This is a genomic window from Taibaiella lutea (assembly GCF_008629695.1).
Classification (GTDB): domain Bacteria; phylum Bacteroidota; class Bacteroidia; order Chitinophagales; family Chitinophagaceae; genus Taibaiella; species Taibaiella lutea.
Genome location: NZ_VWSH01000001.1, coordinates 1,425,450 through 1,442,918 on the forward strand (window position 1 = coordinate 1,425,450; position 17,469 = coordinate 1,442,918).

Annotated in this window: 10 protein-coding genes; 6 read left to right on the forward strand and 4 right to left on the reverse strand. The window is 37.9% G+C overall.

Annotated features, from left to right (window positions below; translation table 11 throughout):
* The first annotated feature begins 174 nt into the window (after positions 1-174).
* The 5 genes from F0919_RS06085 to F0919_RS06105 all read left to right on the forward strand — a co-directional run bounded on the left by F0919_RS06085 (position 175) and on the right by F0919_RS06105 (position 5,822).
* On the forward strand, positions 175-1,038 hold the full coding sequence (locus F0919_RS06085; RefSeq protein ID WP_150031814.1) for a DUF4271 domain-containing protein: 864 nt from the start codon (positions 175-177) through the stop codon (positions 1,036-1,038).
* A gap of 56 nt (positions 1,039-1,094) precedes the next feature.
* Positions 1,095-1,892 (forward strand): uroporphyrinogen-III synthase, encoded by a 798-nt coding sequence (locus F0919_RS06090; RefSeq protein ID WP_150031815.1) that lies wholly within the window; start codon positions 1,095-1,097, stop codon positions 1,890-1,892.
* A 127-nt stretch (positions 1,893-2,019) separates the two neighbouring features.
* Positions 2,020-2,805: a C40 family peptidase gene (locus F0919_RS06095; RefSeq protein WP_150031816.1), complete on the forward strand. Its 786-nt coding sequence runs from the start codon at positions 2,020-2,022 to the stop codon at positions 2,803-2,805.
* Positions 2,806-2,866: 61 nt separating this feature from the next.
* A complete protein-coding gene (locus F0919_RS06100) occupies positions 2,867-3,889 on the forward strand; it encodes an acyltransferase family protein (protein WP_190277287.1) in 1,023 nt (340 codons plus the stop codon).
* 130 nt (positions 3,890-4,019) lie between these two features.
* A complete protein-coding gene (locus F0919_RS06105) occupies positions 4,020-5,822 on the forward strand; it encodes an ABC transporter ATP-binding protein (protein ID WP_150031818.1) in 1,803 nt (600 codons plus the stop codon).
* 106 nt (positions 5,823-5,928) lie between these two features.
* On the opposite strand, the gene F0919_RS06110 is transcribed toward F0919_RS06105, so the two are convergent.
* The 4 genes from F0919_RS06110 to F0919_RS06125 form a co-directional block, all read right to left on the reverse strand.
* A complete protein-coding gene (locus F0919_RS06110) occupies positions 5,929-6,921 on the reverse strand; it encodes a T9SS type A sorting domain-containing protein (RefSeq protein WP_150031819.1) in 993 nt (330 codons plus the stop codon).
* 57 nt (positions 6,922-6,978) lie between these two features.
* Positions 6,979-10,914: a trifunctional MMPL family transporter/lysophospholipid acyltransferase/class I SAM-dependent methyltransferase gene (locus F0919_RS06115; RefSeq protein WP_150031820.1), complete on the reverse strand. Its 3,936-nt coding sequence runs from the start codon at positions 10,912-10,914 to the stop codon at positions 6,979-6,981.
* 182 nt (positions 10,915-11,096) lie between these two features.
* On the reverse strand, positions 11,097-12,911 hold the full coding sequence (gene rpsA / locus F0919_RS06120; RefSeq protein WP_235903465.1) for a 30S ribosomal protein S1: 1,815 nt from the start codon (positions 12,909-12,911) through the stop codon (positions 11,097-11,099).
* 146 nt (positions 12,912-13,057) lie between these two features.
* Positions 13,058-15,262 carry a choice-of-anchor L domain-containing protein gene (locus tag F0919_RS06125; protein ID WP_150031822.1) on the reverse strand — a complete coding sequence of 735 codons (2,205 nt, stop codon included), beginning with the start codon at positions 15,260-15,262 and terminating at the stop codon, positions 13,058-13,060.
* 274 nt (positions 15,263-15,536) lie between these two features.
* Here F0919_RS06125 and F0919_RS06130 point away from each other — a divergent pair, with 274 nt between their 5' ends.
* Complete coding sequence (locus F0919_RS06130; protein ID WP_150031823.1) at positions 15,537-17,465, forward strand: gliding motility-associated C-terminal domain-containing protein; 1,929 nt, start codon at positions 15,537-15,539, stop codon at positions 17,463-17,465.
* Positions 17,466-17,469: the final 4 nt, after the last annotated feature.

Sequence of the window (17,469 nt, forward strand, 5' to 3'; positions counted from 1 at the left end):
GTTTCAAAATAAAAATTTCTTCCTTGTTTCTAATATCTAACATCTCATACTATAAGTCTAATAGGGTTGCAAATATCTGTAATCTTACCTAATATTCACAATCTGTTCATCAGCAGAACGGTTTTTTGCAGAAATTGCCCTTACATTTGCAGCGGAACAAGGCTTTCCAAATACATGCGTCTTACAAAATATTTACTTCTGCTGTTCAGTTTCTTATTATGCTCGGTTTCGGTCAGATCGAGAGTGCTGTATGGTTATAATATTCCGGAACAGGTTTTGGAAGTAAGGGCTAAAGAGCAGTTTAAAAAAGACATGGCTCACAATCCCATCCTGACAGCGAAAACAGTCACGAATGCTATTGAAAGGCCTCATAAAACAACCGACCGTTCTTTTGACTTCCTTATTATATTATTATTAATTACTGCAATTGCGGTTTTCAGGTTTTCCAATCCGACATATTTCAAAAATCTATTTCGCGCGTTCAGAAATCAGACATTAAGTGCCCGGCAATTAAAAGACCAGATTAGCCAGAATAGTGCTGCCGGATTGGCCATGGACCTTGTTTTCTGCATTTCCATGGCGCTTTATCTGTATTACGCCATTGCTCATTTACAGCACAATAATTTCATAAGCAGATATTCTGACGGAATTATTTTGCTGGCCATTGTGTTATTGTTCAGTGCTGTTTATGTAATACGATACTTATTTCTAAAATTTACGGGTTGGGTTTTTAATATATCTGAAATTACAGATAACTATACGTTTAATGTATTCCTTATCAACAAAATAATGGGAATCTTAATCATACCGTTCACTATAGTATTGGCTTTCGGGCAAGGCGCATGGGTGCAGGCAGCCTTATTTTTATCCCTTGTTTTTATTGTAATCTTATTTTTGAACCGCTATTTGCGTTCCGGCGTCGTATTTGGATATTTTATAAAATTTAGCAAATTTCATTTTTTTATGTACCTTTGCGCCTCCGAATTACTGCCTCTTGCAGTTCTTATGAAAGTTATAAAACAATGTTTTTTCTCATAAGAAAGGCGAGAAGTGTAATGGTTTAATTTTTTTGCAATATTCCTTTTCAAAACGCAATGGCTAAAGCAGCAAAATCACAGTCAAAGATAATAGAGAAGAAAAGGGTTGAACATATACTTATTACACAACCCAAGCCTGAAAGCGATAAATCACCTTATTACGATTTGGCGAAAAAACATAACGTAGCATTGGAATTCTATCCTTTTATACGTGTGGAGGGATTGAATGCCAAAGAATTCAGAAAGCAGAAATTAGACCTTGCCGAGTTTCCTGCAGTTATATTGGTTAGCCGTAACGCCGTAGATCATTTTTTCCGTATATGTGAGGAAATGAAATTTAAGGTTTCTCAGGACATGAAATATTTCTGTGCTACGGAAGCTGTTGCACTTTATCTTCAAAAATTCATCCTTTACCGCAAAAGAAAAGTATTCTTCTCTCCTGACGGAACTTCTGAAGGTTTGGTAGATGTTTTGATGAAATATAAGGATCGTGAACGTTTTATGCTGCCGGTTTCTGAAAATACAAAAAATGATCTTTCTCCATTATTGATTGAAAAGGGTTTCAATTTCTCTGAAGCTGTTTTATATCGTACGGTTAGCAATGATGTAGATTCTGTTTTGAAAAAAGAATATGATGTAATCGTTTTTTTCAGCCCGTTCAGCGTAGATACATTGTTTCATAACGATCCTAAGTATAAACAAAATGGCACGCTGATTGGCGCATTTGGTCATACAACATCAAAAGCTGTTGAAGACGCAGGCCTGAAATTAGCCATAAAAGCACCGGCGCCCAATGCTCCTTCAATGGTTGCCGCACTGGATAAATTGCTGGCAGAAACCAATAAAGAAAAATAACACGGAATACTTATCATGGTAAACCGGAAAATATATTAAAGGGCTGTAATGAAAAATTGCCGCCCTTTATTTTTATCAAAACAATAAAGCAGTTATTTTCGCCAAAGCAATCCTGACCAATTCCAAAATGATTTTAGCTTACGCCGTTTGTTCCGTTTCTGTAATGCCTATGCGGGCTGAACCTTCGCACAGGGCAGAACAGGTTTCCCAGGTATTGTTTGGGGAAAGAATGGAAGTGTTGGCAAAAGATAAAAACGGCTGGCTTCAGATTCGTTGTGAATGGGATGAATATGAAGGCTGGGTAAAAGAAGGCCAGGTAACCTGCATTTTATACAAAGAATACAGGAAACCTCTTTTGAATTATTCTGCAACAGCCACCGATGTTATTCAGATAGAAGACGGTCAGTTCCTGCTAAGTCCGGGCAGCAGCCTTTTTCATCTAAAGAAAAGACAAATCATCTGGTCTAAAAGGGAATTTACCTTCAAAGGAAAGAAACTGCCGCTAAAACTTGCCGAAGCTACGGAAGCAAATATCCATCATTTCAGTAAAATGTTTATAGGCACTCCCTACAACTGGGGAGGCAGAAGCTTAATGGGAATCGATTGTTCGGGTTTAACACAAATAGTGTTTAAGCTTATGAATATCCGCATACCGAGAGATGCTTCTCAACAAGCTGAAATAGGCGAAACAATCGGCTTTTTGCAAGAAGCCAGATGTGGCGACCTTGCATTTTTTGACAATGCCGAAGGCAAAATAACGCATGTAGGCATATTGCTGAATGACCATACTATTATTCATGCTACAGAAACAAGTGGTTGTGTTGTAATTGATCCAATTGACAATGGCGGTATTATAAGCAAGAGGCTAAGAGTTCGCACACATAACCTGCGGTTGGTGAAAAGAATATTGTAATGCATTTCGCCGGAAAATTAATACTTTAGCAAGGCTTATCGCTTCTTATAATCTGATCCTATTGGAAACCGCCGCTTCACATAAAAACAACTTTGATTTCCTAAGATTTCTCTTTGCATCACTCGTAATTTTTTCGCATTCTTACGCATTACTGCTGGGCAATATTGCTTTGGATCCATTTGTAAAGCGAAGTGACCGGGCTTTGTCCGAAATTGCTGTCTGTGGCTTTTTTGTTTTAAGCGGCTTCCTGATTCGCCAGAGCCAGGAACGCAGCAGTTCTGTCTTTTCCTTTTTCCGCAAAAGAGCCTTGCGCATTGTACCGGGGCTTTGGGTCGCCATAGTTGTTACAGTTTTTGTAATTGGTTGCCTGACCACCGAGATACCTTTAGCTGCATACCTCAGCAATAGCCAAACATGGAAATATCTTTTCAGTAATAGCTTTTTAATGCCTGTTGCTAAAGAACTTCCCGGTGTTTTCAACCACAATCCGGAGACTGGAGTAAATGGTTCTTTATGGACCTTACGTTATGAAATTCTGTTTTATGCTTTATTAAGCTTTCTGTTTTTTATACCAAAAAAAAACAGCAAAGCATTTACGATTGCAGCCTTAATCATTTGCATTGCCGGCTATATGGCTATCAAAATGGATTTGGTCCCTGTTAAGGGCAATTTTCTGTTCTATTTTTTCAATCTTGGAATTTATTTTGCGGGTGGGGCCTGTCTTTCTTTATTCACAGATTTTATAAAGCAACGAAAGAGTTTGCTGCTTTGCATTTCATCTATTATCTTTTTCGCTTTTACATTTATTTTCAAAAAGGAATATGAACTTATAAACATGTTCTCTTTTACGTTATTGGTAATATCTTTCGGACTACATTATTTTAAATTCCTGAATTTCAGTCAGTACACAGGCGATATATCTTACGGCACATACATATATGCCTACCCTATTCAACAGGCATTGATAATTTGGTTGCATCCTGCAAATATCTGGACATTGATGATTCCATCTTTTCTGGTTGCGTGGCTTGCAGGTTGGCTTTCCTGGCACTTCATTGAAAAGCGCTTTCTGAAAAGAAAATAATACCTCCGCAGCAAAATGGCATAATCAATATAAACAATAGAATCGTTCAACAATGCATCAAAAGGAACTAATCCTCTATTTCCTATACCTTTGTTGGAATTTTCAAGCACAATATCACGGCAAATAGTCCATGAAGCATATTCCAAAATTATTAGGTTATCTCAAACCATTCAAGAGCAAGATTGCACTTTACTTCTTTACTACTTTACTGGCAATCGTCTTCGGGCTTTTTTCTTTTGGTATGTTGATTCCGGTGCTTCAGGTTTTATTTAATGGCGACCAGAAACCACAGACGTCCGGCACAGGGTTTGTGACAAGAACCACCAATTTCATAAATGATTTCGCCATAACGCATGGAAAATTGAATGTGCTGTTTTATATCGTTCTTGCGTTGGTTATAACAACGATACTCAAAAACCTTTTTGTTTATTGTTCACTGCTTATATTAAACCCCATACGCAATGCCGTAATGCGTCAATTGAGAGATGATCTTTACAGCAAAACATTATCATTACCCATCGGTTTTTTTACAGAGGAAAGAAAAGGCGATCTGATGTCGAGAATGACCAATGATGTGAGTGAGGTTGAGGTTTCTATTTTAAGTGTTGTGGAATCTTTGATAAGAGATCCACTCATGATTCTGTTTACACTTACCACAATGTTGTTTATAAGTCCGATGCTGACCTTGTTTCTTGTTCTAATTTTACCAATCGGTGGATTGGCAATAACAAAGGTCGGCAAATCATTGAAACGCCCTTCTAACCAGGCTCAGGAGCAATTAGGTGAAATGCTTGCCAATGTAGAAGAAACATTAGGTGGCATGCGTATTATCAAAGCATTTAATGCGGAAAGGCATCAACAATTAAGGTTCCGTCACATCAATAACACTTTATTCCGCATCAGGAATAATATTGCCGCAAGGCGCGAAGCTGGTTCACCCATGTCTGAAACACTTGGCATCATAGTAGTTTCAGTGATTTTACTATGTGGGGGATATTTAATTTTTTCAGGAAAATCATCTTTGACCGGAGCTTTTTTCATTGGTTATATTTCATTGTTCTACAATCTTATTACGCCGATAAAGTCATTGTCGCAATCTTTCTACAACATGCAAAAAGGCTCGGCTGCATTAGACAGAATTCAGGAATTATTGCAGGCTGAAAATACCATCGTCGAAATACCGGCTGCCAAATCCATAAACAGTTTCAACACTTCCATCGAACTAAAGAATGTTGGTTTTAGCTATGGCAAAAAGGAAATTTTAAAGAATATAAACCTTACCATTCAAAAAGGAAAAACCATTGCTTTGGTTGGTGCGTCTGGCGCAGGCAAAAGTACTTTGGCCGATTTGATTCCCCGTTTTCACGATGTATCAAGCGGTGAAATTTTAATAGACGGTCAAAATATCAAAGACCTGAAAATTTATGATTTAAGAAGACTGATAGGTGTGGTTTCGCAGGAACCGATATTATTCAACGATACGCTGTCCAACAATATTACTTTAGGTACCGGGGGTATGAATCAACAACAGATTGAAGATGCCGCAAGGATTGCCAACGCACATAATTTTATACTGAAAAAGAAGGAAGGTTATGAAACGTTTGCCGGCGACAGGGGTTCGCGTCTTAGTGGTGGGGAGCGTCAAAGAATTACTATTGCCAGAGCCGTTTTGAAAAATCCGCCTATTTTAATTTTGGATGAAGCCACCTCATCTTTAGATACGGAATCGGAACGTATAGTGCAGGAAGCAATTAATGTATTGATGCAAAACCGTACCTGTATTGTAATTGCGCATCGTTTGTCAACTGTCCAGCATGCAGACGAAATTATTGTATTGAATCATGGCGAGATTATTGAAAGAGGCTCACACAATGATCTTATAGAGTTAACCGGTACTTACCGGAAATTGGTGGAGATGCAACAGTTGAAGTAGTTATAATTAAACTTATATTTTCCCGGGGTAAGTCTTTAAAATCCTGCATATAAATGGCCGTCTTAATTAAGACGGCCATTTATATGCAGGGAAAAAGAAGTTGTATTTATTTAACTACAAACTTCTTGGTAAATATCCCGTTCTTAGTAGTAACCTTAGCTGTATAAATACCGGAAGCAAGGCTTCGGATATCTAATTTTGACAAGGAAGTCTTTGCATTTGCATTCAGTACTTTTTGTCCAAAAACATTGAATACATCAATATTATTAATTACTTCATCTTTAACAGAGAAGCTAATGTAATCTTTACCCGGATTAGGATACAATGAAACTATACTGCTATTTTTCTCAACATTATTAATACCACTTACATTTTCAGTAGTAACTTTTATATCGTCTATATAATAAGTATTGACTAAATCAGGATTATCTTCATCCTGATAGCTAAAAAAGTCAAATGCAGCTACAGATTTTTTTGCACCCGGCCAATCATTACCTACCTGTGGTTGAAAATAAACTACTTCTGTTCCATCCACATATAAGCTGAGTGTCAGATTATCCAAATCCATAACTTGCTTTAAAGTAAACCATTGATCTGTTACTAATGGCGCGTATGCATACAGATAACCTACAGTATCTACTGCAAAAGTCCACACTAATTTATGAGCTAAGCTTTCACCTCCCGGAAGAGTATCTGTTGCAGCATAAGTATTAATATAGCATTGAAAACCAAATGAACCACCCGGAGTAGCTTGTTCCTGTAAGTTATAATAAGCAACAGAATCTGCCGGTACAAACATTTTCCATTCTGCTGTGATTTTTCCATGAGTATAAACCGACGGCATTTTTAATAATGCATCCTGACCATTGCCATCATTATGTGGCCCAACATAGCCGGATTTGGTGCCACCTGGTGATGCTCTTACATCACTTACCATCATGTTTAAGGTTTCATCGTCCGCAAGCTGCCAGTTGCTCCAATTACCTCCATAAAGCGAACCGATATTGTAACTTTCAAAACCATCGTCGATAACCGTGGTCTGTGCATTGGCCATTGAAATCATCGTGAGAGCAAGGCCTAATAGATAAATCTTTTTCATAAGTCAATATTTTTGCAATAAAGATACAAGTTTTACCTTCATCTTCCAAACTGTAAATCACTGCAATGCACTTCTTATATTTCTTTTTTTCATAAAAAATATCAAATTACTTGTCTTTTTTGTCCTGTCTATTATTTCGAGCGTCATTCCTTTTTCGTCGGCCCAATCTTCAATAAACTGCTTACTGATAAAATGCAAGTCATTTTTTGTTTTATTGAAATTTAGAATCCGGGTGCTCCATTTTTCAGTACGTTTTGTGCCTTCATGCCGTTCCTTTAAATCTTCCACACCATCCCGCACAATTAGGACTCCTTCATCTTTCAACGCTTGAAATGCCTTATCCAACAAAGCTTTTTGTTCATCCGGCAACATATAATGCAATACATCGCTGATGATTATACCATCACATTCCTTGAGCTGATATTCTGTCAAGTCTGCACATTCAAAATTTATTTTCGGAGCAATCGAGGCTGCCGTCTCATCCAATAATTTAGATTTTTGTTTACGTAAATACAACTTCTTCTCTTTCTCTCTTAAATAAACATTTTGTGCAGTAACAATTTTTTCCTCATCATAATCAACACCGGTGAAATGCCTGCCTTCCGATGCCCAATGCAAAGCATAAGTCATAAATCCATAGCCGCAGCCAAGGTCATAGAACTTACCTTTTTCTGGCAATAATCGGTGAAACGGTTCATAGTAATCTTCCAATGCAATCTTTATTCTGCAATACCACTCCAATACAGGTCCTTTATAAATATAACCTTTGATAAGCTGTTCTCTGAAATATCGTGGTGTTTCGTTTTGTTCTTTTATTATTTGAAATTCCTTCTTGAAATAACGATTTATCATCTTTGTTCTCTGACTATACCCTGTTCCCATGGCAATATCTGAAGATTTTATTGATGGAAGCATTTTCATTGTTGTAGTACCGTTTTTCAATAACCAGTCACTTTTTTCCATTGTGTAATGCACCCCATGAAACACCAATGGAATGATATCCAATTCCAATTGTTCTGCAATGTAAAACGCGCCTTTATGAAACCTGTGAATGGTATCGTCATATGAACGCGTACCTTCAGGAAATACGATAATACCATAACCCCTGTTTATCAAATCGCGCAATGGTTCAATGCTATCTTCCGCTCCGTTTGCCACCGGATAATATTCTGCCATTCTTACAATTTTCCCAAACACAGGCGAACGCCACACCCATTTATTAGTAAGTAAAACAAGTTTTGGATGTATCATCGTAACCATCAGAATATCAAGAAAAGAAGAATGGTTAGCAATATAAACGGCAGGTTTCCTGAAAACATCTTTATCAGGAATTTCAACCACCTTTTTTACATTCATCATAATATACATCAGGCTTCCTGTATATTTACTCAACATAAAATGAAACAAATATTTGCTGCGCTTCTTTCCAAAGGGCCTTAATCCGATTAATATTATGCCAAACAAGGTTAGAAGAATGCATCCTGCAAGGAAATAAACGAAAGCAAATACAGATTTCGATAAGCTCCATAAAGTAAAAGGCATAAAACCCTTATCCGCTCTGCGTTGTATCAAAAAATTAAACAAAACAGGCTGCAATACCTGCGATACAAAAACAACACATAACAATCCCAAAATAGATATAGCTGCAATCGATTGCAAGGCAGGGTGCCTGGCAAAAACCAATGTGCCTAAACCAATGATAGTAGTCATTACAGATAAATAGACCGCAGATCGGGACGAAGACAAACTATTCTTACCTGTCCGGTATTGTTCCATCAAACTATCCATCATAAAAATGCTGTAATCGTCGCCAAGGCCAAATATTAATGTGGAAATGATGATGTTTACAATATTGAACTTGAGTCCCGCAATAGCCATTATACCTAAAATCCATATCCAGGTCACAACCATAGGTAGAAAAGAAATAAGAGCCAGTTCAATACGGCCGTAAGCAATAAGTAAAGCCAGCAATACCAGAGCACCGGAGAAGAAAAGAATTTTATTAAAATCGGTGTTCAATAAGTTCAATAATCTTTCGGAAACGGATTGCTTATCGGTTATGATGACTTGTCTATTTTTTTGAAGTTCATTTAATACCTCACGACGAGCTTGCGGTTCTACTTTTAAAGTCGCAATTACATAATGTGCATTATCTTTTTCACTAACTGCATTGGGAAATAATTGCAATAAAAAAGTGCGTGCATCTTTATCGAAAGGGTAATATTGTTGTTTAATGGTTTGCGCAAAGGCATCGAAAGCATGAACGTTGAAACCCGCTGCTACAGCATTATCAGAAACAGCATTTAAGGTTTGCCTGACACGAGCTTCATTCCAGAATCGTTGCCATCTCTCAATTCTGAGACGTTGTTCTTTTTCTGATGGCAGTAATGTAACAGGATTGATTGCATTCCTTATTTTACCAGATTGCTTTAATTGCTGTAACAGTTGTTTGGTTGATTCTAATTTCTGTGAAGCAAGCTCACCGCTGCTATCTTTAGCCACTACAAAAACAGCGCTTAAGGCGTAAGCATTGTTTTTATTCAATTCATCTTGTGCCTGTTTTAATTTCGGTGACATATAATTCAGATGCATCAAATCTCCATCGAATTGCACTTTTTTTGCAAAATAAAACAGGATAGGCGTCGCAATCAGAACAAATAGTAACAGCCATTTGCTGCCTTCCGGTTTCAGCAAGGCAAGTTTATCAATCAGGTTTAATTTAAACTCAGGATGATTTTTCTCTTTTGACGATTTTTCATTTAATAAATGCGGTAAAAAAATCAGCGTAAATAACGATGCGCCCGCAAGGCTTGATGCTGCAAACGTTCCTAAATCCTGCAATAACGGAGCATTAGCCAAACGCAATGCAAGAAAGGCTCCCACCGTTGTCAGTCCGCCTAATGTCAAAGGAAAAACAAGCGTACGTACATTTTCACGCATATCAGGATGCGTACGGGCATGGCTCATAAAATGTACCGAAAAGTCAATGACAATTCCAAGAATAATAGCCCCGGCTCCAATTGCAATAATAGAAACAGAGCCTTGTATCAACGCGGTTAACGCAAGGCCAAACAGGCCACCGAAAACAACAGGCACCATTAATAGTAAAGGTGTGCGTTTACGACGAAATACATAATAGGTTAGCGCCAGTAAAAGCAGGATTGTGATACTCAATGTAAGAATTGTATCATCACGCATCTGAACAGCATTGCCCGCAGCCACAGCGGGACCTCCAAAATAACTGATATGAAGATTGGGATATTTACGCTCCCATTTTGCAATCAAAGCGTCGAGGTCTTTAAAGAAAGCCGCATTTTTCCCTGTTGCAGAAGCAGGATTTTTTAAATCAATAAAGAAGGTTAAACGCTTTGCATCGCTGCTAAAAATATAACCATTATACAATTCGTAGCCGGGGTCAAACTGTAAAGACTGAAACTTTTGAAAAGCAAGCGGCATAATCCCTATCGGGTCCTGAGCAATCCATTGCTTCGCCACCATTCCGGCTGGTGACAGCAGAAGCTTATGTTCTTTTTCCAGCGTCGATCTTATCCGGGCAGGCTGTATTAAAGAATCAATTTTCTGATAATCGCTTTCTTCTAAAAATAAGGGCAGATATTGTAAAGCTATTATTGAAAACTGCTGTTCTTTTTCATCATTAATTTGAGATTGTATTTGCCTGATATTATCTTTTGCGTTCTTATTTAAATCTGCTTCTAATGATTGCTGCAGTATTATTAAACTATCCGGATTACTAAGCAAACTATCTTTAAAAGAAAGTGTAAATATTATCTGTTCCCCCGTTTTGGTTTTATTCAGCACGTCATTCATTGCTTCAATGGAAGCATCGTGCGGAATCATTTTATTGATATCATTTTCAAACCGGATACGTGAAGCACCGATACCGCAAAGCAGAAATAAGCTTATAAAGCAAATCCAGTATAGCGTTTTGCGTTTTTCGAAGAAATCAAAAATGGAGGTAAATATTGATTGCATAATGAGTGACAAACTTACAAAATTGTCGGAACTGTGATTATTTGATTTACAGGATTAGTATTGCAAGATTGAAATAAAGAATTTCATTCCTGATAAGACTAAATTTGATAAAACATAGTTTTAATAAAAAAAATCCCGCTCGAAAGCGGGATTCTTCAATATTCGAAAACGTGAATCGGAAATTATTTTCCTTCTTCTTCGTTTTTCAATTTGTTTTTAAGATCAGCCAAAGCACCTAAATCACCTAAAGTAGCTTTTTCAACTTTAGACTGGATGTTTTTAACAGCTTTCTTTGTGTTATCAGCGTCAGCCTGAGCAGCTTTGTTTTCAGCTTCTTTTTCTTCAGCTTTTACTTGCTCCCAAACACGGCTATGAGAAACCATGATGCGTTTGTCGTTACGATCGAATTCGATGATTACGAATGGTAAAGTTTCATCAACACCAACTATAGAATCATCTTCTTTACGAAGGTGACGTGCAGGTGCGAATGCTTCCAGACCATATTGCAATTGAACAACAGCGCCTTTATCATCTTTACGGATCACAGTACCTTCATGTTGAGAACCGATTGGGAAAATACCTTCGAAAGTATTCCACGGATCATCTTCCAATTGTTTGTGACCTAAAGATAATTTACGGTTTTCTTTATCGATAGAAAGGATGCTTACTTCGATTTCATCACCAACTTTAGTGAACTCACTTGGGTGATTGTAACGTTTAGTCCAGCTAAGGTCGCTGATATGAATCATACCACCGATACCAGTTTCCAATTCAACGAAAACACCATAAGGAGTAATGTTTTTCACAGTTCCTTTATGACGGCTTTCTAATGGGAATTTAGCTTCGATATCTCCCCAAGGATCATCAGTCAATTGTTTGATGGACAAGCTCATTTTGCGTTCGTCTTTATCAAGCGTCACAACTTTTGCGCTATATTCATCGCCCATTTTGAAGAATTCCTTAGCGTTGATTGGCTGAGAGCTCCAAGTGATTTCAGACACGTGAACCAAACCTTCAACACCCGGCATTACTTCCAAGAAAGCACCGTAATCTTCAATATTTACAACTTTTCCTTTTACGGTTGCGCCTTCTACTATTTCAGCAGGAAGGTTATCCCAAGGATGAGCAGTTAATTGTTTTAAACCTAAGCTGATACGTTTTTTCTCATCATCGAAATCCAATACTACCACGTTCAGTTTCTGACCGTTTGATAATACTTCGTTCGGGTGAGAAATACGTCCCCAACTGATGTCAGTGATATATAACAAACCATCTACGCCGCCAAGGTCAACGAATGCACCGAAATCAGTAACATTTTTGATAGTTCCTTCAAGAACCTGACCTTTTTCAAGCTTAGACATAATCTCGCCGCGTTGTTGTTCCAAATCGCTTTCAATAAGCGCTTTGTGAGAAACCACAGCATTACGGATTTGTTCGTTGATTTTTACAACTTTAAAATCCATTGTTTTACCTACATATTGATCGTAATCCGTTACAGGTTTTACGTCAATTTGAGAACCAGGTAAGAACGTTTCCAGACCATTAACGTCCACAATAAGACCGCCTTTGGTTTTAGAAGTAATTGTACCGGTAACCACTTCGCCTGATTTGAAGTAATCCACCACATTTTGCCAGCTACGTACCTGACGAGCCTGGCGACGGCTAAGGCTTAGCTGGCCATCGCGGTCTTCTTTTTCCAATACCAATACTTCGATTTCGTCGCCGATTGCAAGGTTTGGCATGTCACGGAACTCGTTCAAAGAAACAAGACCGTCTGATTTAAAACCGATGTTTACGATAGCATCTGTTTTAGTTAAACCAACAATTGTACCCTGAATCAATTCTGATTCGGTAATATTTTTGAAGGTTGATTCGTAGCTTTTTTCAAGCTCTTCGCGTACTTCTTTAGAGTAAGTAGCGACGTTTCGCTTATCGACGTTCCAGTTGAAATCGTCATGAGCGCTGTTTTGAGTGTTAAGAATTTGAGTTTCTTCCAATGTTAAAGTCCTCCTTTTAATAGAAATTTGGACGGCAAAGGTAAGATTTTTTTATAATAGAAAAATTATTTTCTGAAAATAAATAAAACCGCCCGGATCGGGCGGTTTTACTATTAAAATTAAATGCGATTATTACAACAGTTTCTTTATCTGATCAAAGTAACATCACCTTTATATTCTACTTGCTTACCTCCTGGTAAAGTCAATTTGATATGGTAGTAATAAACGTCTGCAGGCGCAGGTTTATTATTAAATGTACCATCCCATCCTTTAGCCGGATCTATACCATTATAAACAAGCTGACCATAACGGTTAAATACTTTGAATTGCGTCATTTTCTCATATTGGATATTACCGATTTTAAATACATCGTTTGTTCCGTCACCATTAGGAGAGAACGCATTTGGCATTCCTGTCTTAGGATCGTAAACTACTTTGATGCGGATTTCAGCTGTATCTCTGCAACCATATTTATTAATACCCACCACTTCATAGTTCATATCTTTTAATGGAGAAGCCCACGGTTGACGCGTCATCGGATCATCCAGGTAGGTAATCGGATCCCAAATCCAGTAAATCGCCTCGCTTTCAGAACTCAATTTTATTTTATCGCCATATTTAATGGTAGTGTCCTGAGGAGTAACCGATTGAAATTCAAATGGCGGTACCACGTGGATGTACATGCTGTCTTTATTAGAACAATGCGCCACAGGTGTCGCAGCTGTAATTACATATTTATAATCACCAACTCCTCCATAAAATTTATTGTTATTAGAGAAATCGTTTCTCAGGTTTGATGCAGGGCTCCAATTGTAACTATAAGCAAGACCAAGCGGTTCGGCAAAAACTTCCAAATCAATAGAATCTGCCAGACAAATTATAGTATCGTGTGATGGCAATCTAAGTTGCGGAATCGGTTCAACGTTTGCATGATAAGTGCGGCTTACCGGTTGGCAGGTTATAGGCGCATTTGGCTGAGTAACCGTAACAGTATAATTTGTCGGAACTACCGGTTTAGGATGGATAGTCAATCCTAAGGGCAACGGATCAGGGATTAACGCAGCAGGGCTCCAGCTAAAATTCAATGAAGGATCGATATCAGCAGTAATAGCGATTTCAGTTCTTGGACAAACAGTTATAGGGGCTGTCGGAATACTTGCAAACAAGGAATCATAAATCCAGATAGAAGTAGTATCAATGATAGTAGGGAGACCGGTGGTTCCGCAGTTATATGGAGATAAAACCTTAATAATAACTTCTTTAGGCCCTGATGCATATTGCACCAACAAAGGTTTAATAGTAATTATTGCTTCAGTCTGATTAGCCGGTATAATAACACTATCGGGAATCATCTGATAATCTACACCGTTTACGGCAGTACCTTCAATCAAATATTTTACTGTTAGAGGAGTTATACGTGGCGCATTACGGGTAACTCCGACATGTCCAGATCTGCAACCTCTGATACAGTGTGGTGTAGGTGTATTAGCACCGGCTGTAGATTCAGGCGTTAATTGAATACCGGTTGAATTTAAGCTACCTGCTTTAAGAAACACACCGGAATCATAAACATCATCAGAAGCGTCGGCAATTGCTAATTTAAGGTGATAAGTATCGCAAGGTATTACAGTTGATACGGCAGAAAATACTTGTGTCATTCCATTATAGGTAATAGAGGTGGAAGAGGCCGTATTATCCACATAATAAGCAGTATAAGGACCATTTCCAAAAGTATTTTGATAACATGGGTTGCCGGGTGCTGCTGACGCGCCGTTATTTACAGTACTGATTCCCACCATTGTGTTTGCCGTACCGGGTACCAAAGCTATATTTTTAGGTGTAGCAAATCCGGGGCCTGAAATGAAAAATCCAAACACATCATTGATTGAACAGTTAAAGGCGGTATATTCATCAGAACCCATTACATAATCAAATTTGATAGTGTCTCCTGAAGGAATAAAATCAAATTCCAAAATACAAGCGTCATGTGTTTGTATAGAACCACCTGTATTTGAATTGATTAAAGTAGTTAAATTCGCATCACCGGGAAAACCTGTGCTGGTTGAAGCGAAATTACCGGGAACGCCATTAACACCATACGCTCCTCCTGAAGTCATTGCCCTTCCTGTTGCTAAAACAATACCGCTATCAATACCAAGATTGCTTGATATTGTTGTAAATTTCCCATTTGCTATCCCGGCGCAGTTCAACGTCGGATTCATGAGAATGACACCGGCTCCGGTAAGCGTTTGTGCTAAAGCTTGTGCCGTTTGATTATCAACAACATCAATTTGAGCGGAAGCACTTATACTCCCACTAATGATGCCTAATAGTAGTAATAGTTTTTTCATGAATATTTTTTTAAAAAATTTTGCAATGATTATTTTTAGATGTTTTGGTAAAGGCCAAGGTAAAGAAAGAATACATCGTCCTATTCTTATGACATGGTGAAAATGAAAACGGTTGGTTAACCAACATTATTTTCAGGAATCGTAAAGTTAAATAAAAATCAATACAACTTTACCTTATTATTAGCGTTTAATGGAAAAACCAACTTTATTTAAACTTTTTTGTGTCTTATCTTTGTAGTAAGGGCATTTGAATTTTATTAGATCTTATGATACAATGAATAAAAATAACAGAGTTTTAAGGTTTATACCTTTATTGATAGTATTTTTTCTTTCTTCTTTCATTTCAAATGCCTCACACATGATTGGAGGCGATATTACTTATGTCTGCTTAGGTAATAATCAATTTTTGATAACATTAACACTTTATCAGGATTGCCTGAATGGTCAGCCTCAGGCAATAGCGGAAGACAATCCTGCCTACATTTCCATTTTTGAAACCAATACTGATCAATTAGTTATTGCAGATTCCATTGAGGCTGAATCATCAGAGATTGTGCCACCTAATTTTAGTAATGACTGTATAAAAAACTATCCTAATACCTGTATGCGCAAACAGGTATTCCGCAAAACAATAACATTGGCTCCAAGTAATAACGGCTATTATATTGTTTATGAAAGATGTTGCAGAAACGCAGCAATCAATAATATTTCCAATCCGGGAAACGTCGGTGTAACTTATTTCGCTACTATTCCCCGATTCGTAAATAATCAATGTCCTAATAAAAGCGCTGTTTTTAAAAATTTTCCGCCGCAGATTATATGTGCTAATAATCCTTTCAATTATGATTTTTCAGCTACAGACCCCGACGGAGATTCTTTGACATATAAGCTTTGTTCTGCACGTCCCGGCGGCTCTCCGGGCAATGCAAAACCTTATGGCAATGAAATGATGCATCCCGTATCAAATTCAGTAAATTACCTTGGCGCCTACTCAGCTGAATTTCCCATGACAGGGGTTCCTCCATTACAAATCAGTCCTACTACGGGTTTAATGACGGGTACACCTATTACAACGGGCAGATTTGTTGTTACCGTATGTGTGGATGAATGGAGAAATGGCGTTGTAATCAATACTATATCCAGAGACGTACAATTTGTGGTAACTAATTGCAGTAAAACGGTTGTTGCAGATATTCCTGAATTGCAAAGCGAACCTAATACATATATAGTTCAATGTAAGGGATTCACGGTTCACTTTATCAATAAAAGTATCGGAGGGTTTACTTATTTATGGAATTTTGGCGCTAACGATGCAACTTCAACAGAATTTGAGCCTACTTTTACTTATCCTGATACAGGTACATATGTAGTTTCTCTGGTCGTTAATAAAGGTTCAACTTGTGAGGATAGTATTAGCCGCCTGGTAAAAATATACCCTGAATTTCATGCTGATTACTCATGGTCAGGAAAGCTATGCCCGGAAGAACCTATTCAATTTACTGATCTGTCTGTAGCTACATACCCGCCTGTTTCTTATTGGAACTGGACATTCGGCGATGGCACAAGTAATAACAGTCAAAACCCTGCCCATATTTATAACAGACCGGGCGGCCCAATGATTGTTACGCTAATAGCGAAAACCGTACTTGGTTGTACTGACACAGTTAAAAAGATATTGCCATTGCCTTTCTTTGATCCCAATGCAGGAAATGACACCATTATTGTAAAAGGCTATCCATTTAATCTTCATGGGAGCGGTGCAGAATTCTATCAATGGGCACCACCCGATTTTTTAAGTGATCCATTATCTCAAAATCCGGCTACAAATTTTCCGGAGACAGGCTATTATACTTATGTCCTGACAGGTTCAAGCAAGGAAGGTTGCACAGGAACAGATTCTGTTACGATTCAGGTAGTTGATTATGGAAATGTATTTATTCCAAATGCATTTTCTCCGAACGGAGACGGCCTGAACGACAATCTGATTCCAAGAATAGTGGGTTATTCAAGAATTAATTATTTCCAGATATTCAACAGGTTTGGACAACAAGTATTTTCATCCGCAAATGAAAACCGTCCTGTCTGGAATGGCACTTTCAATGGCGGCATTTGCGATCTTGGCACTTATTATTATGTCATAAATCTTACCGCGGCCAATGGTGCGAATGTCACAAAAAAAGGTGATATCACCATAATCAGATAGTCAA